Source organism: Hasllibacter sp. MH4015, assembly GCF_020177575.1.
Classification (GTDB): Bacteria; Pseudomonadota; Alphaproteobacteria; order Rhodobacterales; family Rhodobacteraceae; genus Gymnodinialimonas.
In genome coordinates, this window is the sequence record NZ_JAHTBK010000002.1 from 1 (window position 1) to 22,075 (window position 22,075).

General features: G+C 62.5%; 20 protein-coding genes. All 20 read right to left on the reverse strand.

Features of this window, described 5'->3' with window-relative positions; translation table 11 throughout:
- The coding region (locus tag KUW62_RS18860; RefSeq protein WP_231739787.1) for a GTP-binding protein at positions 1 to 126 on the reverse strand (126 nt) is incomplete at its 3' end.
- 78 nt (positions 127 to 204) lie between these two features.
- The gene (gene fusA, locus KUW62_RS18865; RefSeq protein ID WP_224817161.1) at positions 205 to 2,322 is read right to left on the reverse strand and encodes an elongation factor G; all 2,118 of its coding nucleotides are present in this window, start codon (positions 2,320 to 2,322) and stop codon (positions 205 to 207) included.
- A gap of 63 nt (positions 2,323 to 2,385) precedes the next feature.
- The gene (rpsG, locus tag KUW62_RS18870) at positions 2,386 to 2,856 is read right to left on the reverse strand and encodes a 30S ribosomal protein S7 (RefSeq protein WP_224817162.1); all 471 of its coding nucleotides are present in this window, start codon (positions 2,854 to 2,856) and stop codon (positions 2,386 to 2,388) included.
- A 15-nt stretch (positions 2,857 to 2,871) separates the two neighbouring features.
- Entirely contained in the window at positions 2,872 to 3,243 is a 372-nt protein-coding gene (gene rpsL, locus KUW62_RS18875) for a 30S ribosomal protein S12 (RefSeq protein WP_071673925.1), read from the reverse strand.
- Between the two features lie 271 nt (positions 3,244 to 3,514).
- Entirely contained in the window at positions 3,515 to 4,345 is an 831-nt protein-coding gene (locus KUW62_RS18880; protein WP_224817163.1) for a putative rhamnosyl transferase, read from the reverse strand.
- The gene (locus KUW62_RS18885; protein ID WP_224817164.1) at positions 4,338 to 5,204 is read right to left on the reverse strand and encodes a DMT family transporter; all 867 of its coding nucleotides are present in this window, start codon (positions 5,202 to 5,204) and stop codon (positions 4,338 to 4,340) included. The genes KUW62_RS18880 and KUW62_RS18885 overlap by 8 nt, the downstream gene beginning before the upstream one ends.
- Positions 5,201 to 6,106, reverse strand: a complete 906-nt coding sequence (locus KUW62_RS18890; protein WP_224817165.1) for a glycosyltransferase — start codon at positions 6,104 to 6,106, stop codon at positions 5,201 to 5,203. The genes KUW62_RS18885 and KUW62_RS18890 overlap by 4 nt, the downstream gene beginning before the upstream one ends.
- Positions 6,107 to 6,174: 68 nt before the next feature.
- Complete coding sequence (locus KUW62_RS18895) at positions 6,175 to 6,492, reverse strand: DUF1801 domain-containing protein (protein ID WP_224817166.1); 318 nt, start codon at positions 6,490 to 6,492, stop codon at positions 6,175 to 6,177.
- Positions 6,493 to 6,608: 116 nt separating this feature from the next.
- Positions 6,609 to 10,832 (reverse strand): DNA-directed RNA polymerase subunit beta', encoded by a 4,224-nt coding sequence (gene rpoC, locus KUW62_RS18900; RefSeq protein WP_224817167.1) that lies wholly within the window; start codon positions 10,830 to 10,832, stop codon positions 6,609 to 6,611.
- A gap of 72 nt (positions 10,833 to 10,904) precedes the next feature.
- Complete coding sequence (gene rpoB / locus KUW62_RS18905; protein WP_224817168.1) at positions 10,905 to 15,062, reverse strand: DNA-directed RNA polymerase subunit beta; 4,158 nt, start codon at positions 15,060 to 15,062, stop codon at positions 10,905 to 10,907.
- Between the two features lie 260 nt (positions 15,063 to 15,322).
- Complete coding sequence (gene rplL / locus KUW62_RS18910) at positions 15,323 to 15,697, reverse strand: 50S ribosomal protein L7/L12 (RefSeq protein WP_224817169.1); 375 nt, start codon at positions 15,695 to 15,697, stop codon at positions 15,323 to 15,325.
- A gap of 63 nt (positions 15,698 to 15,760) precedes the next feature.
- Positions 15,761 to 16,273 carry a 50S ribosomal protein L10 gene (gene rplJ / locus KUW62_RS18915; RefSeq protein ID WP_224817170.1) on the reverse strand — a complete coding sequence of 171 codons (513 nt, stop codon included), beginning with the start codon at positions 16,271 to 16,273 and terminating at the stop codon, positions 15,761 to 15,763.
- A 322-nt stretch (positions 16,274 to 16,595) separates the two neighbouring features.
- On the reverse strand, positions 16,596 to 16,787 hold the full coding sequence (locus KUW62_RS18920) for a hypothetical protein (RefSeq protein ID WP_224817171.1): 192 nt from the start codon (positions 16,785 to 16,787) through the stop codon (positions 16,596 to 16,598).
- A gap of 21 nt (positions 16,788 to 16,808) precedes the next feature.
- On the reverse strand, positions 16,809 to 17,594 hold the full coding sequence (locus KUW62_RS18925) for a hypothetical protein (RefSeq protein WP_224817172.1): 786 nt from the start codon (positions 17,592 to 17,594) through the stop codon (positions 16,809 to 16,811).
- Positions 17,595 to 17,794: 200 nt separating this feature from the next.
- Positions 17,795 to 18,886 (reverse strand): Hint domain-containing protein, encoded by a 1,092-nt coding sequence (locus KUW62_RS18930; RefSeq protein ID WP_224817173.1) that lies wholly within the window; start codon positions 18,884 to 18,886, stop codon positions 17,795 to 17,797.
- Positions 18,887 to 19,111: 225 nt separating this feature from the next.
- Positions 19,112 to 19,810 carry a 50S ribosomal protein L1 gene (gene rplA / locus KUW62_RS18935; protein WP_224817174.1) on the reverse strand — a complete coding sequence of 233 codons (699 nt, stop codon included), beginning with the start codon at positions 19,808 to 19,810 and terminating at the stop codon, positions 19,112 to 19,114.
- A gap of 4 nt (positions 19,811 to 19,814) precedes the next feature.
- Positions 19,815 to 20,267, reverse strand: a complete 453-nt coding sequence (rplK, locus tag KUW62_RS18940; RefSeq protein WP_224817175.1) for a 50S ribosomal protein L11 — start codon at positions 20,265 to 20,267, stop codon at positions 19,815 to 19,817.
- 182 nt (positions 20,268 to 20,449) lie between these two features.
- Positions 20,450 to 21,337 (reverse strand): DMT family transporter, encoded by an 888-nt coding sequence (locus KUW62_RS18945; RefSeq protein WP_224817176.1) that lies wholly within the window; start codon positions 21,335 to 21,337, stop codon positions 20,450 to 20,452.
- 5 nt (positions 21,338 to 21,342) lie between these two features.
- Positions 21,343 to 21,690 (reverse strand): antibiotic biosynthesis monooxygenase, encoded by a 348-nt coding sequence (locus KUW62_RS18950; RefSeq protein WP_224817177.1) that lies wholly within the window; start codon positions 21,688 to 21,690, stop codon positions 21,343 to 21,345.
- Positions 21,687 to 22,010 carry an NIPSNAP family protein gene (locus KUW62_RS18955; RefSeq protein WP_224817178.1) on the reverse strand — a complete coding sequence of 108 codons (324 nt, stop codon included), beginning with the start codon at positions 22,008 to 22,010 and terminating at the stop codon, positions 21,687 to 21,689. Before KUW62_RS18955 ends, KUW62_RS18950 begins: the two co-directional genes overlap by 4 nt.
- Positions 22,011 to 22,075 lie beyond the last annotated feature (65 nt).

Here is a 22,075-nt window from a genome sequence, read left to right on the forward strand (position 1 = left end):
ATACGCCTTGAAGTCGCCGAAATACTTCGTGATCGCCGCCGTCAACGTCGTCTTGCCGTGGTCAACGTGACCAATCGTGCCGATGTTCACATGCGGCTTCGTGCGTTCAAACTTCTCTTTTGCCATGATGGCCTCCTGCTTGGTGTGCGGACAGCGCGGCGCGCTGTCCTACGGTTGGGGCGGGCGGCGTCACCGCCCCGCCGTTTATGCGAATTTCGCCTGGATCTCTTCCGAGATGTTGCTCGGTACCGGCTCGTAATGGTCGAACTGCATTGTGAACTGCGCCCTGCCGCTCGACATGGAGCGCAGCGTGTTGATGTAGCCGAACATGTTGGCCAGCGGCACGAAGGCGTCGATCGCGATGGCATTGCCGCGCGTATCCTGACCCTGCACCTGACCCCGGCGGGACGTGAGGTCGCCGATGATGCTGCCGGTGTAATCCTCGGGCGTCACCACTTCGACCTTCATGATCGGTTCCAGAAGCTTGGCGCCGGCCTTCTTCATGCCTTCGCGCATCCCCATGCGGGCTGCGATTTCGAAGGCGAGAACCGACGAGTCGACGTCGTGGAACTTACCGTCCAGAAGCTGCACCTTGAAGTCGATCACGGGGAAGCCGGCCAGCGGGCCGCTATCCATGACGGACTTGATGCCCTTCTCGACGCCGGGGATGTATTCCTTCGGCACTGCACCGCCCACGATCTTGGATTCGAACGAGTAGCCCTCGCCCGGCTCCGTCGGCGTGATGAGCAGCTTGACTTCCGCGTACTGACCCGAGCCACCCGACTGTTTCTTGTGGGTGTAGGTATGCTCCACCTCGTGGCCGATCGTCTCCCGGTAGGCCACCTGGGGCGCACCGATATTGGCCTCGACCTTGAACTCGCGCTTCATGCGGTCGACGAGGATGTCGAGGTGCAATTCGCCCATGCCCTTCATGATCGTCTGCCCGGATTCGAGATCCGTTTCGACGCGGAAGGACGGATCTTCTGCCGCCAGACGCTGAAGCGCCGTCGCCATTTTCTCCTGGTCGGCCTTCGTCTTGGGCTCGACCGCGATCTCGATCACCGGATCGGGGAACGTCATCGTTTCCAGAACGACGGGGTCATTCTTGTCGCACAGGGTGTCCCCGGTCGTGGTGTTCTTCAGGCCGCCAAGCGCGATGATGTCGCCTGCGAAGGCTTCGTCGATTTCCTCGCGGTTGTTGGAATGCATCATCATCATGCGGCCCACACGCTCGTTATTCCCCTTGGTGGAATTGAGCATCGTGTCGCCCTTCTTCAGCTGACCGGAATAGATCCGGACAAACGTCAGGGAGCCCACGAACGGATCGTTCATGATCTTGAAGGCGAGGCCGGAGAAGGCCATGTCGTCGTCCGCGCGGCGCGGGATGTTGCGCACCTCGTCCTCGTCACCCGGCTTGAAGCCCATGTAATCGACCACGTCGAGCGGGCTCGGCAGGTAGTCGATCACGGCATTGAGCAGGGGCTGCACGCCCTTATTCTTGAACGCGGAACCACCCAGAACCGGAACGAACGCCATCGACAGCGTCCCCTTGCGCAGAAGCGCGCGCAGGGTCGGCACGTCGGGCTCGTTGCCTTCGAGGTATTCCATCATGGCGTCGTCGTCCATTTCGACGGCGGCTTCGACCATCTTACCGCGCCATTCGTCAGCCATGTCCTTGAGGCTATCGCGGATCGGAGCCTTGACCCAGGAGGCGCCCAGATCTTCGCCCTGCCACAGCCACTCTTCCATGGTGACGAGGTCGATCAGACCCTCAAGCTCGTTCTCGGCGCCGATCGGGATACCGACAGGCACGGCGCGGGCGCCGGTGCGGTCCTCGATCATGTGGACGCAGTTGAAGAAGTCCGCGCCGATCTTGTCCATCTTGTTGACGAACACCATCCGCGGAACCTTGTAGCGGTCGGCCTGACGCCACACGGTTTCGGTCTGCGGCTCCACACCGGCATTGGCGTCGAGCACACAAACAGCGCCGTCAAGAACGGCCAGAGACCGCTCAACCTCGATGGTGAAGTCCACGTGGCCGGGCGTGTCGATGATGTTCAGGCGGTGCTTCGGGCTGTCGGGCGATTTGCCGTCTTCGGTGCGCTCCCAGAACGTGGTCGTCGCAGCGGAGGTAATCGTGATCCCGCGCTCCTGCTCCTGCTCCATCCAGTCCATCGTGGCTGCACCGTCGTGCACCTCACCGATGTTGTGGGATTTGCCGGTGTAATACAGGATCCGCTCGGAACAGGTGGTCTTGCCCGCGTCGATATGGGCCATGATCCCGAAGTTCCGGTACCGGTCGAGGGGATAGTCGCGTGCCATGGGAATGTCCTCAGGCTTGAAATTGAAACGGGAAGCGGCCCCCGGATGGGGCCGCCTGATCGCTTACCAGCGGTAGTGGCTGAACGCGCGGTTGGCGTCGGCCATCTTGTGGGTATCTTCGCGCTTTTTCACGGCGGACCCGCGAGAGTTGACGGCGTCGATCAGCTCACCGGCCAAACGCTCTTCCATCGTGTTCTCGTTGCGGGCGCGCGACGCGGTGATCAGCCAGCGGATTGCCAGCGCCTCACGACGCTCGGGGCGCACATCGACGGGCACCTGGTAGGTGGCACCACCCACGCGGCGGGACCGAACCTCGACCGCGGGTTTGATGTTGTCGAGGGCTTCGTGGAACACCTCAACGGGCGCGCGCTTCAGCTTGTCCTCGACGCGGTCAAACGCGTTGTAGACGATGCGCTCTGCGACCGACTTCTTGCCGTCGATCATCAGGTTGTTCATGAATTTGGTCAGGACCATATCGCCAAACTTGGCGTCGGGCAGGACCTGGCGTTTCTCGGCAGCGTGACGACGCGACATCGCTCAATCCTCTTCTTACTTGGGGCGCTTGGCGCCGTATTTCGAACGACGCTGGCGACGGTCTTTGACGCCCTGCGTATCAAGCACACCGCGCAGGATGTGGTAGCGCACGCCGGGAAGGTCTTTCACACGACCGCCACGGATCAGAACCACGGAGTGCTCCTGAAGGTTGTGGCTTTCACCGGGGATGTAGCTGATGACCTCGTAGCCGTTGGTCAGGCGCACTTTCGCGACCTTCCGCATGGCCGAGTTCGGCTTCTTCGGAGTGGTCGTGTAGACGCGCGTGCAAACGCCACGTTTCTGCGGGCAGCTCTCCAAATGCTGGGACTTGGAGCGTTTTACTTTGGGCTGCCGCGGCTTGCGGATCAGCTGTTGAATCGTTGGCATTCGGGGTCCCCGTCTTGCTCTCTCACATGTCAGCGGTGCCTCCGCGCGCGCGGCCAAACCGCACAAAAACACCAAAACCGCATGCGCCCCTTCCCTACCTGGAGGGCGCCGCGGTGGAATTCCCAGAGGATCGGAGCTTCAAAATCGCTCGGATCGTGGCCACTAGATCTGTATTTCAGCCCCAAAGCGCGACCGATGGGTCGCCGGGCCAAGTGGGCGCGATATAGGGGGTTGAGGATGGGGTGTCAACAGCGCCACCCGCCCCGTGGGCCTAGCCTCGCACCAATGCCTGCCAATCGGCACGAAACGCCGGAAAATCAATGGCAAACCGACGCTGGATCACGTCGGCGATGTCCCCGTCGGGAACCGGCACCGGCAAGGCGGCGGCAAACGGCGTGCGGGCGTCGTTATGGTCGTGGTCGCCCCGGATGAACATCACGGAATCGGTGAGGTTCACGAACGGCACCCGCGACCAAATCTTGTGGTGCGGGAAATCCATCACGATCGCCTCGTCTTCGGGCCGCAGGTAGATCGCAAGGCCCGCCGACCAGCATTGGGTGTTGAAGACATGCGGCTTGATCGTTCCGTCCTGCTGCGCTTCCAACACGACGCCCTTGCCGTGGTCCAGCGCCACGCGACCGTGGAAATTCGCCAGCCGCCCGACCTTGTTCCAGCTGCGGCGCAATTGCTGCACGTAGTCGATTGCAACCGCATCATCGTCATCAAGCCGGAACTCGGCCACCACGGCGCGCGTCGCATCCCGCCCACCCCACAGCACATCGCGGCAGATCGCGCGGTGATCGTCGGGCGCGCGCCAATGGGCCTTGATTTGCGGGACATCGCGGATCGCGGCCTCTACCCGGCTGCGCCACGGGTCGGGGAAATCCTCCCCCAGAACCAGGTGCATGGTGAAGTCCGCATCCGTTTGCGCGCGCAGGGGCGGCAGGAACACATATTCGAACCACAACGTCCGCTCATCCAGCCGCTTGGGCGCATATAGTGCCGCGCGACGATCCTCCAGGCTTTCGTGGTACTTCTTGAATCCGCCCGTGCAGGGCAGCGAAAACCGGCACAATCCCTGGATCTGGACACCTTCAGGCATGTTTCACCCGCCTTTCCCGGATCAGGGTGAACACCCCCGTTGCCACCACGATGACCGCCCCCACCAAGGCCAGCGCATTCGGAAATTCCGCGAAGACCAGCCAGCCCATGATGAGCGCGAAGACCAGTGACGTATAGCGGAACGGGGCCGTCACTGCGACCTCCCCCACCCGCATCACGAGGATGGAGAAGACATAGCCACCGATGATGAAGAACGACGCCAGCGCCAAAAGCCCCAGCTGCGCCCCGCTCGGCCTGACCCACACTTCCGTCACGGACATCACGCCACCGAACACGCAGATCGCGGCGGCGGTGATCACCGCGACGGTCATGGACGGCAGGTCGTTCGAGAAGCTGCGCGTCACCAGGTCCCGGCCCGCAACCAGCACCACCGTCACCAATGCCAGAAGCGAATAGATGTTGAAGCCCTCGGCCCCCGGCTGAACGATCAGCAAGACCCCGACCGCGCCCACGCAAATCGCGCTCATCCGGCGCCAGCCCACCTGTTCCCGAAAGATAAGCGCCGCGCCGAGGGTCACGGCCAAGGGCAGGGCCGACAGGATCGCGGTAGCGTTGGCGATCTGCATGTTGATCAGCGCCGTCAGGAACGTAACCAGCGCCGCAATCTCGAACAACGTGCGCAGGGCCACCTTGCCTCGGTCGCGGCGGGGGATGCGGAAGCTGAGCCTGCCAAGGGCGGCCACGGTCGCCGTCAGCAAGATCGTGGTCAGAACCCCGCGCAGAAACACGATCTGGAAGAGCGGCAAGTCTTCGGCCAGCAGTTTGACCACCACATCGTTGAGCGTGAACGACGCCATCGACCCCATCATGAAAAGCGCGCCCTTTGCGTTGGGTGTCATTCCCCGTCGCCATCCCCGGCCAGGTCGGCGCGCGCCTCGTCCGCCAATTGCCGGGCCATGCCGGACCCGTCCTCCTGCAACTTGCGCATCATCGGCAGAAGCCGCTTGGGGTTCAGCCCGAACCGCTCGCGAAACAGCTTGCGCGCCTGCCATTCCGGCAATTGCCGCGCGCGGGGCGGGATGGACCGGTCGCTGTCATTGTGGCCATGGAGCGTGCGGACAAACATGTAATCATGCGGGTCGATCCAGCACCGCGCATGGGCGGCAAGCTTGCGGTGGTTCCAGCGATAGATGTTCGCCATCGCCTCGGGCGGCGCGATCATCGCGCTGGCCAGACCCAGAGGCATCACCTCGGAGTAATCCCAGAACGGATCATCTTCGCGCTTCATGTCCCAATAGATGCCGCGGTGGAAACAGACAGCGGCGGGCGTGTCCGCGTGGGCCCATCCCAACTGTATGAGGTTATCGGAAATCTCCCGCGTCTTTTCGATATAGTCGCAGGCCACGGCATCATCATCATCCAGCCGGAAACCGGTGATGAAATCCGCCTCCTCCTCATCCAGCCCCCGCCGGAATGCGCGTCGGGTGGAATTCAGCGGGCCTGCCGCCTCCAACGTGACCACGCGCAGGAAGGCGTGTTTGTCGGCCAGCCGTTTCAGGCGCTTGCGGAAATGGAAGGGCATCGTGTCGCCGATCAGGGCCACGAGCACGAAGTCCTGATCCGTCTGATTGGCGAGCGACGGGATGCAGATATTCTCGAAATAGGCGAACCGGCGTTGCATCCGACCCGGCGCGTAGAGCTGTCGCGCCGCTTCCTCCGCCCCGCCTTTCAGCGTCTCGAAGCCCGCATCGCCCAAGTAGGAGAAACGGCAAACCCCGATGATCTTGTTCACAACACCCATAAACAGGCCCTTACCCGCCCCCTGCAGCAGACGTTAGGCGAAACGGGCCAATGGGGGAATCCCCCGTTTCACGCCAGCGCCTGCGCGAGGAACTGTCGCACATCCTTGCCCGCGACGCCGTCCACGTCGCGCAGCTTCACGTGGCGCCTACGCTTGCCGCCGCCCTCCAGGTGGCCGTTCGGATCGTCGAAATCCGCACCTTCTGAGAATTCGACCGAAACGTGGTCCTTGTAGGCGAAAACACCGGCCACGAAGGTCTTCGGGTCGCCCGGGTCGGGGGCCAAGGCTTCCCCGCCATATTTGGGCACGAACCCGGACCCCGGGGCCAGATCCGCCGCGATGCCCTTCACCTTGCCCTTGATAGCTTCCGCCCGTGCCTGATCCATCCCATGCGCCCTTCGCTTTCCGTGCGGCATAAGACTAGCCGTCCGCGCGCCCGATCCGAAACGCAAAACGCCCCGCCGTTGCCGACGGGGCGCTCTGTTTTCACTGGATCGGCAGGTTACTCCGCCGCGTCGCCTTCGGGCGCTGCGGCCTCCGCCTCTTCCATCTCGGGCGCGGCAAGGGCTGCTGCGGCTTCCGCCTCGGCCCGCGCTGCGTCGATCACGACCTGGTCACGGCTCTTGGCGATCCGCTCCACCTGTTGAGTCGCGCCACCGGTGCCTGCCGGGATCAACCGGCCGACGATGACGTTCTCCTTCAGGCCGACCAGCTTGTCCCGCTTGCCCTGAACCGATGCCTCAGTCAGCACGCGCGTGGTTTCCTGGAACGACGCGGCCGAGATGAAGCTGCGCGTTTGCAGCGACGCCTTGGTGATGCCCAGAAGGATCGGCTCCCCCTGTGCCGGGCGACGACCATCGGCCACCGCCTTTTCGTTCGCCGCGTCGAATTCGGCCTTGTCCACATGCTCCCCTTTCAGAAGCGTGGTCTCGCCCGAATCCTGGATCTCCCACTTCTGGAGCATCTGGCGCACGATCACCTCGATGTGCTTGTCGTTGATCTTCACGCCCTGCAGGCGATAGACGTCCTGCACCTCGTCGATCATGTAATCGGCCAGCGCCTCGACCCCCAGAACCGCAAGAATGTCGTGCGGGGCCGGGTTGCCGTCCATGATGTATTCACCCTTCTGGATGAAATCACCTTCGGCCACGGGGATGTGCTTGCCCTTGGGCACCATGTATTCCACGGGCTCCATGCTTTCATCGGCGGGCACGATGGCGATCCGGCGCTTGTTCTTGAAGTCGCGTCCGAATTTCACGTAGCCGTCGATTTCCGCGATGATGGCGTGGTCCTTGGGACGACGCGCTTCGAAGAGTTCGGCCACACGCGGCAGACCACCGGTGATGTCCTTCGTCTTCGCACCTTCCCGCGGGATACGGGCGATCACGTCACCGGCCTGCACCTTCTGCCCTTCTTCGATGGACAGGATGGCGTCGACCGACATCGTGTAGACGACCGGGTTGCCCTGATCGTTGCGCATCGGCTCTCCATCCTCACCGGCGATGATGATTTCGGGCTTCAGCTCGTTGCCCTTGGGCGCGGTGCGCCAGTCGGACACGATCTTCTGGGTCATGCCGGTGGCATCGTCCGTCTCGTCCCGGATCGAGATGCCGGAGACGAGGTCCACGAACTTCGCCGTACCCGCCGCTTCCGCGATGATCGGCAGCGTGTAGGGATCCCACTCGAACAGACGATCACCGCGGACGACCTTCTGGCCATCCTCGACCATGACCGTGGTGCCGTAGCCGAGCTTGAAGCTCGCCCGTTCGCCACCCTGGTCATCCATGATCGCCAGCGTCATGTTCCGGCCCATCACCACGTTTTCCCCGTTTGCATTCTTCAGCAGGTTGGGGTTGCGGAATTCGACGGTGCCGTCGACGTTGACCTCCTGGAACGATTGCTGACCACCCTGGGCCACGCCGCCGATGTGGAACGTCCGCATCGTCAGCTGTGTCCCCGGCTCACCGATCGACTGCGCCGCGATGATGCCCACGGCCTCGCCGGTATTCACCTTCGTGCCGCGCGCCAGATCACGACCGTAGCAGGTCGCGCAAACGCCTTCCTCCGCCTCACAGGTCAGGGGGGAACGCATCTGCATCGTGGTGACGCCCGCCGCTTCCACGGCATCGGCCTTGCGCTCGTCGATCAACTCACCCTTGGCGACGATGATCTCATCGGTGCCGGGCACGAACACGTCCTCACCGGCCGTCCGACCCAGGATGCGCTCCGCCAGCGAGGCCACGACTTCACCGTCATTGACGGCAGCCTCGGCCTTGATCGTGTTCTCGGTGCCGCAATCGTCCATACGCACGATGCAATCCTGGGCCACGTCGACCAGACGCCGCGTCAGGTAGCCCGAGTTCGCCGTCTTCAACGCCGTGTCCGACAGACCTTTCCGGGCGCCGTGGGTGGAGTTGAAGTATTCAAGAACGGTCAGACCTTCCTTGAAGTTGGAGATGATCGGCGTCTCGATGATCTCGCCGTTCGGCTTGGCCATCAGGCCGCGCATGCCGCCCAACTGCTTCATCTGAGTGACAGAACCACGCGCACCGGAATGGGCCATCATGTAGACCGAGTTCGGCTCCATCTCGGCACCGTCCTCGTCGCGCTTGGCGGCCGAGATCGTGCCCATCATGGCATCCGTCACCTTGTCGTTGGCTTTCGACCAGGCATCAATGACCTTGTTGTACTTCTCACCCTGGGTGATCAGGCCATCCATGTATTGCTGTTCGAATTCCTTGACCTGGTCGCGGGTTTCATCAACCAGCGTCCACTTGTCGTCCGGGATCACCATGTCGTCCTTGCCGAACGAGATGCCGGCCTTGAACGCTTCGCGGAAGCCCATCGTCATGATCTGGTCGCAGAAGATGACCGATTCCTTCTGACCGCAGTAGCGGTAGACGGTGTCGATGACCTGCTGCACTTCCTTCTTCCGCAGAAGACGGTTCACCAGATCGAACGGCGCCTTGGCATTCAGCGGAAGCAAAGCCCCCAGCATGACGCGGCCCGGCGTGGTTTCGAACCGCACCATGACCTCGTTGCCTTCCTCGTCGATCTGAGGAAGGCGCGCGTGGATCTTGGCGTGCAGATGCACTTCACCAGCGTCGAGCGCGTGGCGCACTTCGTCCACATCGGCAAAGATCATGCCCTCGCCCTTCATGCCCTCACGCTGGAGGGTCACGTAGTAGAGGCCAAGGATCATGTCCTGCGACGGCACGATGATCGGTGCGCCATTTGCGGGCGACAGAACGTTGTTCGTGGACATCATCAGAACACGCGCTTCCAGCTGCGCCTCAAGGGACAGCGGGACGTGCACGGCCATCTGGTCGCCGTCGAAGTCCGCGTTGAAGGCCGAACAGACCAGCGGGTGAAGCTGGATCGCCTTGCCTTCGATCAGCACGGGCTCGAACGCCTGGATGCCAAGACGGTGCAGCGTGGGCGCGCGGTTCAGCAGAACCGGATGCTCCCGGATCACCTCGTCAAGGATATCCCAAACCTCAGGACGTTCCTTTTCCACCAGCTTCTTGGCCTGCTTCACGGTGCTCGAGAGCCCCTTCGCCTCAAGACGCGAGTAGATGAACGGCTTGAACAGCTCCAACGCCATCTTCTTCGGCAGACCACACTGGTGCAGCTTCAGCTCCGGACCCGTCACGATGACGGACCGGCCCGAGAAGTCGACCCGCTTCCCCAGAAGGTTCTGACGGAAACGGCCCTGCTTGCCTTTCAGCATGTCCGACAGCGATTTCAGCGGGCGCTTGTTGGCGCCCGTGATCACACGGCCCCGACGGCCGTTGTCGAACAGAGCGTCCACGGATTCCTGCAACATCCGCTTTTCGTTGCGGATGATGATGTCCGGCGCGCGCAATTCGATCAGGCGTTTGAGGCGGTTGTTCCGGTTGATAACCCGACGATAGAGATCGTTGAGGTCGGACGTCGCAAAACGGCCCCCGTCGAGCGGCACCAGCGGGCGCAGCTCTGGCGGGATCACCGGCACGACAGTCATGACCATCCATTCCGGACGGTTACCGGATTCCAGGAAGCTCTCGACGATCTTCAGACGCTTGATGATCTTCTTCGGCTTCAGCTCACCCGTGGCCTCTTTGAGGTCCTCGCGCAGCTGGTTGGCCTCCGACTCGAGGTCGATCTGGGACAGCATCTCGCGGATCGCTTCCGCTCCGATATTGGCCTGGAACGCATCGGCGCCGTAAGCGTCCTGCGCATCCATGAACTCTTCCTCGCCCATCAACTGACCGTATTGCAGGTCCGTCAGGCCGGGTTCGATCACCACGTAGTTCTCGAAGTAGAGGATCCGCTCCAGATCGCGCAGGGTCATGTCCAGCATCAGGCCGATGCGCGACGGCAGCGACTTGAGGAACCAGATGTGCGCGACGGGGGCGGCCAGCTCGATATGGCCCATCCGCTCACGACGGACCTTTTGCAGCGTGACTTCCACACCGCATTTCTCGCAGACAACGCCGCGATACTTCATCCGCTTGTATTTGCCGCAGAGGCACTCGTAATCCTTGATCGGCCCAAAAATCCGAGCACAGAACAGGCCGTCACGCTCGGGCTTGAACGTACGGTAGTTGATCGTCTCGGGCTTCTTGATCTCCCCGTAGGACCAGCTGAGGATACGCTCGGGGCTTGCGAGCGATACCTTGATCTCATCAAACGCCTTGGGCGGCGTCAGCGGGTTGAACGGGTTGTTTGTCAGTTCCTGGTTCATTTCGAATCCTTGAAATTAAGGGCGCGTAAGGGAGGGGGGCGATCCGTGGACCGCCCCGGAGGCATCGGCGAGTTACTCCGCCGCGATGCCCCCTTCGTCCTCCTCCGCATCCAGGAGTTCCATGTTGAGGCCCAGGCCGCGGACCTCTTTGACGAGAACGTTGAACGATTCCGGCACGCCGGCTTCGAAGTTGTCCTCACCCTTCACGATCGACTCGTAGACCTTTGTCCGGCCCGCCACGTCGTCCGACTTCACCGTCAGCATTTCCTGCAAGGTGTAGGCGGCGCCGTAGGCTTCCAGCGCCCAGACCTCCATCTCACCGAAGCGCTGACCACCGAACTGCGCCTTACCACCCAGCGGCTGCTGCGTGACGAGGGAGTACGGCCCCGTGGACCGGGCGTGGATCTTGTCATCGACCAAGTGGTGCAGTTTCAGCAGGTATTTCACACCCACCGTCACCGGACGGGCGAATTTCTCACCCGTGCGCCCGTCGAACAGGTCCGACTGGCCCGAGGTGGAGAACCCGGCCCGCACAAGCGCGTCGTTCACATCCGCTTCCTTCGCACCATCGAAGACGGGCGTTGCAATCGGCACGCCTTTGGTGACGTTGCCCGCGGCCTCCAGAAGGCTGTCTTCGTCCCGATCCCCAAAGGCATCGTTATAGACATCCTCGCCATAGGCGATCTTGAGCGCGTCACGCACCGGGGTCATGTCGCCGGAGCGGCGGTACTCGTCCAGCGCCTCGTCGATCTTCAGACCCATGCCGCGCGCGGCCCAACCCATATGGGTTTCCAGGATCTGACCCACGTTCATACGCGAGGGCACACCCAGCGGGTTCAGCACGAAGTCGACCGGCGTGCCGTCCGCAAGGAACGGCATGTCCTCCATCGGGACCACCTTGGAGATCACACCCTTGTTGCCGTGACGGCCGGCCATCTTGTCGCCCGGCTGAAGCTTGCGCTTCACGGCGATGAAGACCTTGACCATCTTCATCACGCCCGGGGGCAGATCGTCGCCGCGACGGACCTTCTCCACCTTGTCCTCGAAGCGGTGATCCAATGCGCGCTTCTGCGCATCGAACTGCTCGTTGAGGGCTTCGACCTGGGCCGCATCCTGCTCGTCTTCGAGGGCAAGCTGCCACCACTGGCCGCGCGACAGCTGATCGTCCAGCAATTCGGCGGTGATCGGTGTATTCGGCTTCACACCCTTGGGGCCTTTGACCGCCACTTTGCCTTCGATCATGCCGCGCAGACGGGCGTAGATGTTCCGCTCAAGGATCACCAACTCGTCGTCGCGGTCACGGGCAAGGCGTTCCACCTCTTCCCGCTCGATCTGGAGCGCGCGTTCGTCCTTTTCCACACCGTGGCGGTTGAAGACACGTACTTCCACGACCGTCCCGAAATCACCGGGCGGCAGACGCAGCGACGTATCACGAACGTCCGAGGCTTTCTCCCCGAAGATGGCGCGCAGAAGCTTTTCTTCCGGCGTCATCGGGCTTTCGCCCTTCGGCGTGATCTTACCCACAAGGATGTCCGCCGGGCCCACTTCGGCACCGATATAGACGATCCCCGCCTCGTCGAGGTTGCGCAGCGCCTCCTCACCGACATTCGGGATGTCGCGGGTGATCTCTTCCGGCCCCAGCTTCGTGTCACGGGCGGCGACTTCGAATTCCTCGATGTGGATCGAGGTGAAGACGTCGTCCTTCACGATACGCTCGGAAATCAGGATCGAGTCCTCGTAGTTGTAGCCATTCCACGGCATGAAGGCGACGATGACGTTCTTGCCGAGCGCCAGTTCACCGATATCCGTGGACGGGCCATCCGCGATCACCTCGTCCTTGCCGACCGTATCACCCACCTTCACCAGCGGACGCTGATTGATGCAGGTGTTCTGGTTCGACCGCTGGAACTTGCGCAGGCGATAGATGTCCACGCCCGCGTCACCAAGCTCCAGATCCTCGGTGGCGCGCACAACGATACGCTGCGCATCGACCTGGTCGATGATGCCGCCACGCTTGGCCATGATCGCCGCGCCGGAGTCCTTCGCCACGACCGATTCGATGCCGGTGCCCACGAAGGGTGCGTCCGCCTGCAACAGCGGAACCGCCTGACGTTGCATGTTGGATCCCATCAGCGCGCGGTTCGCGTCGTCGTTCTCAAGGAACGGGATCAGCGAGGCCGCGACCGAAACCAACTGTTTGGGCGACACGTCGATCAGGTCGACGCTTTCACGGGCGTTCAGCGTGTATTCGCCGGACATCCGCGTGTTGACCATGTCGTTGACGAACTTGCCGTCCTCATCAAGGTTCGCGTTGGCCTGGGCCACGGTATGCCGCATCTCCTCGGTGGCGGACATGTAGACCACGTCATCCGTGACCTTCGCATCCTCCACCCGGCGATAGGGCGTCTCGATGAAGCCATACTTGTTCACGCGGGCATAGGTGGCCAGTGAGTTGATCAGGCCGATATTCGGGCCTTCCGGCGTCTCGATCGGGCACATGCGACCGTAGTGGGTCGGGTGCACGTCGCGTACCTCGAAGCCCGCGCGTTCCCGCGTCAGACCGCCTGGCCCAAGCGCGGACAGGCGCCGCTTGTGCGTCACTTCCGACAGCGGGTTCGTCTGGTCCATGAACTGCGACAGCTGCGAGGAACCGAAGAATTCACGCACAGCGGCCGCAGCCGGTTTGGCGTTGATCAGGTCCTGCGGCATCACCGTGTCGATCTCGACCGACGACATACGCTCCTTGATCGCGCGCTCCATGCGCAGCAGACCCACGCGGTACTGGTTCTCCATCAACTCACCGACCGAACGGACACGGCGGTTGCCGAGGTGGTCGATATCGTCGATGTCGCCCCGCCCGTCGCGCAGCTCAACCAGCGCCTTGATGCAGGAGATGATGTCTTCCTTGCGCAGCGTGCGCATGGTGTCTTCCGCGTCCAGGTCCAGACGCATGTTCATCTTCACCCGACCAACGGCGGACAGGTCGTAACGCTCGCTGTCGAAGAACAGCTGATCGAACAGGGTCGACGCGGCCTCAACCGTGGGCGGCTCACCCGGACGCATGACGCGGTAGATATCCATCAGCGCGGTTTCGCGGTTCAGGTTCTTGTCCACCGCCATGGTGTTGCGCATGTACGGGCCGACCGTGACGTTGTCGATGTCGAGCACCGGGATCTCGGTGATGCCCGCGTCGATCAGCTCCTTGAGCGTCCCGCCGGTGACTTCCCCGTCCTTGTCGACTTCCCAGGTCAGCTCGTCCCCGGCCTCGACATAGATCGCACCGTTTTCCTCGTTGATGATGTCCTTGGCCGCAAAGCGCCCGATGATGCCGTCAAACGGCACCAGCAGGTTTTCTACAGTGCCGTCGTCGATCCATTTCTTGACCGCGCGCGGCGTGACCTTCTTGCCGGCCTCGGCGATGACTTCACCGGTTTTGGCGTCCACAAGATCGCTGTTCGGGCGGGTGCCGCGCACACGCTCGGGGAAGAACTTGGTGGCCCAGCCCTTGTTCTTCACCATCTTGAAGGTGACGGTATCGTAATAGGCATCCATGATGCCTTCCTGGTCGAGGCCCAGGGAATAGAGCAGCGTCGTGACCGGCAGCTTCCGGCGGCGGTCGATGCGCGCGAACACGATGTCCTTGGCGTCGAACTCAAAGTCCAGCCAGGAGCCGCGATAGGGAATGATGCGGCACGCGAACAGCAGCTTGCCCGATGAATGCGTCTTGCCCTTGTCGTGGTCGAAGAACACGCCCGGCGAACGATGCATCTGGGACACGATCACGCGCTCGGTGCCGTTCACGATGAACGTCCCGTTCGGCGTCATCAGGGGCATGTCGCCCATGAAGACGTCCTGTTCCTTGATGTCCTTGACCGATTTCGCGCCGGTATCCTCGTCGATATCGAACACGATCAGCCGCAGCGTCACCTTGAGGGGCGCGGCATAGGTCAGGTCGCGTTGTTGGCATTCCTCGACGTCAAACTTGGGCTGCTCCAGCTCATACTTGACGAATTCGAGGATCGCGGTCTCGTTGAAGTCCTTGATCGGGAAAACCGACTGGAACACGCCTTTGATGCCTTCGCCGTCCATCGGCTCAAGCTGATCACCGGATTTCAGGAACAGGTCGTAAGACGACTTCTGCACCTCGATCAGGTTCGGCATCTCCAGCACTTCGCGGATTTTGCCATAAAATTTGCGGATACGTTTCTGGCCTGCGTAGGTCTGCGGCATGTGCGTATGCACCTTTCTCTCTCGCGCGGCACTCCCGCCGCCGGGGCCTCGGCGGAGTGCTCGCAAGATACAAGACTCGACGGGTCAATCTGTCTGCCGTCCCACCGGCAAAGCCCGACCCTTTCGTCACCGTCTTGGGAAACACCCCCCGGTGGGGCCCTTGCCAAGACGTGCCCGCCTCAAAGACGCGGACGGCTGGACCCAGATATCCTCCGGGCCCAGCCATATCTGCCACCCCCTGAGGGGCGTTCGTTGACCAATCAGGCCAGCTCGACCTCTGCGCCAGCTGCTTCCAGCTTGCCCTTGATCTCTTCGGCTTCGGCTTTGTCGACGCCTTCCTTGATCTTGCCACCGGCCTCGACGAGGTCCTTGGCTTCTTTCAGGCCGAGGCCCGTGATGCCGCGCACTTCCTTGATCACGTTGATCTTGGAGGCGCCGGCATTCTTCAGCACGACGTCGAATTCGGTCTGCTCTTCGGCAGCGGCACCGCCTGCATCGGCAGGGCCGGCCATCATCACTGCGCCGCCAGCGGCGGGCTCGATGCCGTATTCGTCTTTCAGGATGGTCTTGAGTTCCTGGGCTTCCAGGAGGGTCAGACCAACGATCTCTTCTGCGAGTTTCTTCAGATCAGCCATTTTTCAGGTTCCGTATGTAGGTATGGGTTCCAACGCCGCAAGGGGCGGGTTCTCAACGGGTGCTTACGCCGCCTTCTCTTCGATGGTCGAAAGGATGGAAGCGATATTCGAGGCAGGCGCGCCAATGGCACCGGCGATGTTGGACGCGGGCGCGCCGATGCAGCCAACGATGGAGGCAATAAGCTCCTCGCGGGACGGCATCTTTGCGACGGCCTTCACACCATCGGTATCCAGGATGTTCTCGCCCATCGCACCGCCGAGAATGACGTATTTGTCATTGTCTTTGGCGAAGTCGTCCGCGGCCTTGGCGGCAGCGACCGGATCTTCGGAATAGGCAAGAACCGTCATGCCCCCCATCAGGTCCGCGATGCCGGCGGCAGGCGTTCCCTCGAGGGCAATCTTGGCGAGCTTGTTCTTGGCGACACGCACGGCTCCGCCCGCGTCGCGAACGCGACCGCGCAGATCCTGCATCTCTGCAACCGTGAGGCCCTGGTAGTGTGCAACCACCACGACGCCAGAGCTTTCGAAGATCTGGCCGAGTTCCTCGACCACTTTCTCTTTCTGGGCTCTATCCACAGGTTTTCTCCAAATTGGCAGATGTCTCTGCCGGCTCAGTTTCTACCGGATCGCTCCGGCGGTTTTTGGTCCGTATCGCAACGGAACCTAACACCGCCAAGCGCTCAAACGGATCCGAGCCCTCAAACACATGTCTGATCCCGTCTCGGGCAGGATTTATCGAGGTCAAATCACCCCGACCCACCGTCTCGGACGAAACGCAAAAGAGCGCCCGACGAATCGCACGCTCCACTGCACGGGTTGCACTAAACGGGTTGGTCCAGAATGCCAACCCCTCTCGTTGGAAAGGTCGCGCGACTTCTGCCGCGCTGAGACCCGCATTTCAGCGGGAATAGATCGTCAGGAACCGCGGAATGAAAGTCATCGTGGTCCCTGCGGGCGCGGCCGTGGTGGCCGGGGCCGCCGTGGCGGCCGCCGTCGGGTTCGGGGTGCTGGACCCGCCTGCCATGGCCACGGAAGCCGTCGCCAATGCCAGGGTTGCGCCAATAAACGTGGCCTTGATCGTACGTGTCATTACTCGTTCTCCTTTAAGCGTTCAGAAACTGTAGGCGACCGTCGCGGTGAATTGCTGGCGGTCGGTATTGTCCAGAATGTCGAACATGCCGGCAGACAGGCTCAGACCTTCCAGTTGCGGAATGCTCAGAACGGCACCGGCATTCAGCTGCGTCTCGGTTCCCGAAACGCTTAGCGACAGGGTTTCGGTGATGCCCACACCTGCCCCGAAGAAGACGCCCTCCTCCACCCGGCCCGACCGGTCATCGGCCAACGTGGTCCGGTTGCCGTAGCCCAGCGTCAGTTGCAGCGGGATCTCCGCCGAACCCGCGCCCAGCGACGTCAGGTGAGAGACGTAGACGGCATAGGATTCGCCGTCCGCAGCCGCATCGCCCCAACCACCAAGCCCAAGCGCGGAGGCCCCGACGAACGTGGCCGACCGGTCGGTGGACCCCAACAGGCGCGACGCGCTTATGTTGAAGCTTCCGCTATCGCCGAACGGGTCGAGCCCGGTGACGACAATTCCGACCGATACGCTGATCGCATCGACCGGGTTGCCGAAGGTGTAGCCCGCCGCCACGTCGCCATCCCCGTCGCTTCCGGCAATGCCGTTGCGCGGATTGGCATAGGTAAGGGCCACGTATCCCGACCCGCCCGCGGGCGCGACAGCCGACGCCGCACCGAAGATCGCGGGAAACGCCAGGGTGCCGCCACTCCGTTCTGGAGTCGCGGCCAACTGCCCGATATCAGTCGTGTTGCTGCCTTGCGCGCTGGCCTGCACGACACCGGTCAGACCGATCACCATCGCAAGCGATGCCTGACGCAACATTCGGGTTTTTATTGAATTGGACATATTTAGCCTGCCGGAACATTAAGGTTGCTTTCCATTCTGGCAGCTGGTGCATCCGAAAATATCGGCTAAAGTTTTATAATCAAGCCGTTGAATGGCTTCATGATTAACGAACGAAACGGGGCGGGCATTTCTGCCCACCCCAAGTACAGGTTCCGAATGTCGGGCTTTCCGGCCCGTCAGGCGGCAATCAGCGGCTTGTCGTTCTTCAGGTGGCGCGCCACGAGGCTGCGCATCTTGGCACCTTCCGGGATTGGGCGAGCGGGCACGGGCGCCGCGCCGACGATCTCGGGAAACAGGTCCATCAATTCGGCCAAAGCCTCCGGGTCGATGCATTGCCGGGCCATCTTGCCCACCAGAAGCGACTCCGTCGGCGCGCCCTCGGCATAGATGATCTCGTGGCGATCCAGGAGAATGTGGATGTAGGTCACGTCGCCCATCCCCTCCACGATGTCCACACCGGGCAGGGCAAGCAGCTTCTTGGCGGGGATCAGGACCTCCTCCGCCCCCGTCATGCGCTCCGCGATGCGGGAACGGACAAGCATCCTGTGCTGCTGCGATACTACCAGATCGCGCTCCGGCAGGTCCCGGCCAAGGGCGCCGCGCGCGATGCGGATCGGGGCCATGTTTCCCGTTGCCACGCGCTCGGCACGTCCGATCCACCGGATCGCCTGCGCGCCGCGATCCCGCGTGACGACGCGGTCGCCCACAGCAAGGGTTTCCACCGGTCTTTGCCCCCTCTCCGACAAGATCCGCACGCCGGGTGTGAAACAGGCCACGTAGGCCCCGGATTCCCGCGATCCCGTCAATCCGCTGTAGGAGTTGCCCACGAGGCTGTCGAACGTGACCGACAGGAGCGGTCCGGCCTCCAGCGCCGCCTGGTCCGCGTTGGAGGAGAATTCGGGCGCAAGATACGTGTTGCCCACCGTGTCCTGGAACACGACGGCGGTGATCGTCGCCGTGCTTCCGTCCAGGTAGGTGATCGTCGCGTTGTAGATCGAGGTGCCGTCGAATGTCTGGTTCGGACCGCCATTGATCCGGAACGTGTCGTTCGAGGCGGCATTGTTCATGTCGTAGACAGTGGACGTTCCGCCCCCGAAACCGCTGCTTCCGGGTGAGAAAGACTGGATGTTTCCCGCCAGCGCATTGCCGCCAAATCCACCGATGGTCTGCCCCACGAGGATGCTCGCGTTTTCCGCGGTGGTGTTGCCCTCGGTCGGGTCGATGCTCGCGAAAGTCCCCAGCGAGAAAACGTTGAATGTCGTCGGCATGGCAAAGCGCCCTTATTGGGCCTCGGGCCCGGTCATCATTACATGCGCATGATCGACACGGGGCCGGGCGCGCAGCCCCAGCAATGGCGCGCATCCGTGGTCTGATTTTGACCCGAAAAGGACAGAAATACGGAATTTGCACCGGACCCCGCCCGGTGTTTCCGCAAACGAAAAGGCGCGCCCCATCGGGACGCGCCTTTTGTTTTGTCTGGTCGTGCGGAAGGCTCAGTTACCGGTCGCGTTTTCCACGTTGATCGACACGCCCGGCCCCATGGTGGAGCTGATGGCGATCTTCTTCATGTACGTGCCCTTGGAGCCCGAGGGCTTGGCGCGGGCCACCGCATCCACGAAAGCGCGGATGTTTTCCACCAGCTTGCCCTCATCGAAGGAGGCTTTGCCGACACCGGCATGGACCACACCGGCCTTTTCGGCCTTGAACTGGACCTGACCGCCCTTCGCGGCCTCGACCGCTTCCTTGACGTCCATCGTCACCGTGCCGACCTTCGGGTTCGGCATCAGGTTGCGCGGGCCCAGCACCTTACCCAGACGGCCCACGATGGGCATCATGTCGGGCGTGGCGATGCAGCGGTCGAACTCGATGGTGCCGCCTTGGACGGTCTCCATCAGGTCTTCCGCACCGACGATATCCGCACCAGCGGCCTGTGCTTCCTCGGCCTTCGGGCCACGGGCGAAGACGGCCACGCGGACCGATTTGCCGGTGCCGTTGGGCAGATCGACCGTACCGCGGACCATCTGGTCGGCGTGGCGCGGATCGACGCCGAGCGTCATCGCGATTTCAATGCTCTCGTCGAACTTGGCGGTCGCGTTGGTCTTCACCAGCGAAACGGCCTCTTCCACGGTCACGTCATCTTTGCCTTCAAAGGCTGCACGGGCAGCGGCCAGGCGTTTTCCCATCTTTCCCATGGTCTTACCCCTTTACCTCGATACCCATCGACTTGGCGGAACCAAGGATGATCTGCATTGCGGCTTCCACGTCGTTGGCCGACAGGTCCACCATCTTGGCTTCCGCGATCTCGCGCAGCTGCTTGGCGGTGATCGTCGCCACGGTCTCGCGACCCGGCGTCTCGGCCCCGCGCGGACGGTTGCGCTTGCCCACGTTCTTCAGGCCGGCGGCCTTCTTCAGGTAGTACGACGCGGGCGGCGTCTTGATGTCCATGGTGAAGGACTTGTCCTGGTAATACGTGATTACCGTGGGGCAAGGCGCGCCCTGTTCCATCTCCTGCGTCTTGGCGTTGAACGCCTTGCAGAATTCCATGATGTTGATGCCGCGCTGACCCAGCGCAGGGCCCACAGGGGGGCTGGGGTTGGCTTGACCTGCAGGGATCTGCAGCTTCATCGTGCCAGCAAGTTTCTTGGCCATCTCGGCCTCTCCTTTTCTACCAACAGCCCATCATCGCGTTTCAGGGCCTTTGTGGCCGTGGTCTGGTCCGGCAATCGCGATTGCCTCGCCTCCCACGGGTCGGGACGCGCCGATGGCCCGCCCGAACGAAGCCCGGCATATAGGACGAGATCGAAACAGGCGCAAACGAATTCTGGGCGGCCCTAGCGGCCGGGCCCGCCCCGCGCCGGCCAGTTGATCAACGCCACCCCCGCAATCGCGGCGACAAGACCGACGGCGACCGGCAGCGTGAAGGTCTCTCCCAGGACCACAAGCCCCAGGACGACACCGATCCCGGCCCGCAGATAACTCTGGCTGGCAACGCCCATGGAGCCCAGCGTGCGGACCAGCCGGAAATAGATCAACAGCGCCACGCCGGTGCAAAGAATCGACAGGATCGCCGTCGCCGCCAAGGCCGAAACGGACGGGGTCAGGGTCCAGGGCCGGTCCAACACCAGCGCCACCGGGACCAGAACCACCGACGCCCAGATCATCGTTCCGGTCGCAGCGGCAACCGCGCTGATATGATAGAACCGTTTTCCATAGATCGCCGCCCCGGCGTAGAGCGCCGCGCCAAGCAGGCACGCGATCTGCCCGGCCACCTGATCGCCGAGCCCGCGCAGCGCATCCACGCCCACGATCAACGCGACACCCAGCACGCCCAATGCAGCACCCAGCAGCTTGCGCCCACCCAACCGCTCATGCCGTGTCACCGACATCGTCAGCAGGAAGACAAAGATCGGCGACGTCGAATTGAGCACACTCGCCAGCCCTGCATCGACATATTGCTGCCCCCAGGCCAGTACGGTCCACGCGCCGATGCTGTTGAACACGGCCTGAAGCAGCAACATCCGCCATGTCCGTCCGTCCCTCGGTAAGGCCTCCGACCGTGCGCCCATGACGACCAACAGGAAGATGGCCGCCCCCAGAACCCGCAAAGCGATCAGCGTGACGGGCGGTATCTCCGCCACAGCCACCTTGATGAACAGGTAAGACGCGCCCCACAGAAGCGCGAGCAGCGCCAGCAACGCCAATTCCGTTCTCAGGGACACGCCGCTCATTCCCGGTGCGCGTTGCGGCTATCGTCGGGGGCTTGCGCCCGGTCGAACATCCCGTAGTCCCGGATCACGCAGGCAATGCGCAGGCGGTAATCGTCGAAGACCCCGCCCCGCCCCTTGGCCTGCGCGCCCCGGTGGGCGTTGAGGTTGCGCCAGCGGGCAATGGCGGCCTCATCCTCGAAAAACGACAACGACAGGATCTTGCGCGGGTCGCTCAGGCTCTGGAACCGCTCGACCGACAGGAACCCGTCCATGTGATCCAGCATCGGGCGCATCTCGGCGGCGATATCGAGATACTCTTGCTTGCGACCCTCCGCCGGTTGAACCTCGAAAATGACGGCGATCATGCACTATCCCCGTGGGGCGCAGACGCAAGCCTCAGGAACGTCCGATCCTCGCGCAGCAGGAATTTCTCTTTCTGGGCGAATTCGTAATTCTCGCGGCCCAGGGGATCGGCAGACAGACGCGCGCGATACGCCTCGTAATCCGCAAGGCTCGCCACGTTGTAGATGCCATAGGCCAGCGTCGCGGATCCCTCATGGGGGGCGTAGTAGCCGATCAGGTCCGCGCCGCAGCGCGGGATCGCCTGCCCCCAATTTCGGGCGTACTCCTCGAATTGGGACTTCTTGGTCGGGTCGATATGGTAGCGAATGATACACGTCAGCACGGCGGGCTCCTCTTGGTTATTAACGAACCCTAACGGATTGAATGGCGCCGATGCTTCGATTATGA

Excerpts from the sequence above, each read along its gene's own strand:
- KUW62_RS18885 (WP_224817164.1), bottom strand. The coding sequence starts at position 5,204 with ATGACACCCAACGCAAAGGGCGCGCTTTTCATGATGGGGTCGATGGCG.
- KUW62_RS18925 (WP_224817172.1), bottom strand. The coding sequence starts at position 17,594 with ATGTTGCGTCAGGCATCGCTTGCGATGGTGATCGGTCTGACCGGTGTC.
- rpoB (WP_224817168.1), bottom strand. The coding sequence starts at position 15,062 with ATGCCGCAGACCTACGCAGGCCAGAAACGTATCCGCAAATTTTATGGC.
- rplA (WP_224817174.1), bottom strand. The coding sequence starts at position 19,810 with ATGGGAAAGATGGGAAAACGCCTGGCCGCTGCCCGTGCAGCCTTTGAA.
- KUW62_RS18895 (WP_224817166.1), bottom strand. The coding sequence starts at position 6,492 with ATGGATCAGGCACGGGCGGAAGCTATCAAGGGCAAGGTGAAGGGCATC.
- rpsL (WP_071673925.1), bottom strand. The coding sequence starts at position 3,243 with ATGCCAACGATTCAACAGCTGATCCGCAAGCCGCGGCAGCCCAAAGTA.
- rpsG (WP_224817162.1), bottom strand. The coding sequence starts at position 2,856 with ATGTCGCGTCGTCACGCTGCCGAGAAACGCCAGGTCCTGCCCGACGCC.
- KUW62_RS18880 (WP_224817163.1), bottom strand. The coding sequence starts at position 4,345 with ATGCCTGAAGGTGTCCAGATCCAGGGATTGTGCCGGTTTTCGCTGCCC.
- rplL (WP_224817169.1), bottom strand. The coding sequence starts at position 15,697 with ATGGCTGATCTGAAGAAACTCGCAGAAGAGATCGTTGGTCTGACCCTC.
- fusA (WP_224817161.1), bottom strand. The coding sequence starts at position 2,322 with ATGGCACGCGACTATCCCCTCGACCGGTACCGGAACTTCGGGATCATG.
- rplK (WP_224817175.1), bottom strand. The coding sequence starts at position 20,267 with ATGGCCAAGAAACTTGCTGGCACGATGAAGCTGCAGATCCCTGCAGGT.
- KUW62_RS18950 (WP_224817177.1), bottom strand. The coding sequence starts at position 21,690 with ATGATCGCCGTCATTTTCGAGGTTCAACCGGCGGAGGGTCGCAAGCAA.
- KUW62_RS18930 (WP_224817173.1), bottom strand. The coding sequence starts at position 18,886 with ATGCCGACGACATTCAACGTTTTCTCGCTGGGGACTTTCGCGAGCATC.
- rpoC (WP_224817167.1), bottom strand. The coding sequence starts at position 10,832 with ATGAACCAGGAACTGACAAACAACCCGTTCAACCCGCTGACGCCGCCC.
- KUW62_RS18890 (WP_224817165.1), bottom strand. The coding sequence starts at position 6,106 with ATGGGTGTTGTGAACAAGATCATCGGGGTTTGCCGTTTCTCCTACTTG.
- KUW62_RS18920 (WP_224817171.1), bottom strand. The coding sequence starts at position 16,787 with ATGACACGTACGATCAAGGCCACGTTTATTGGCGCAACCCTGGCATTG.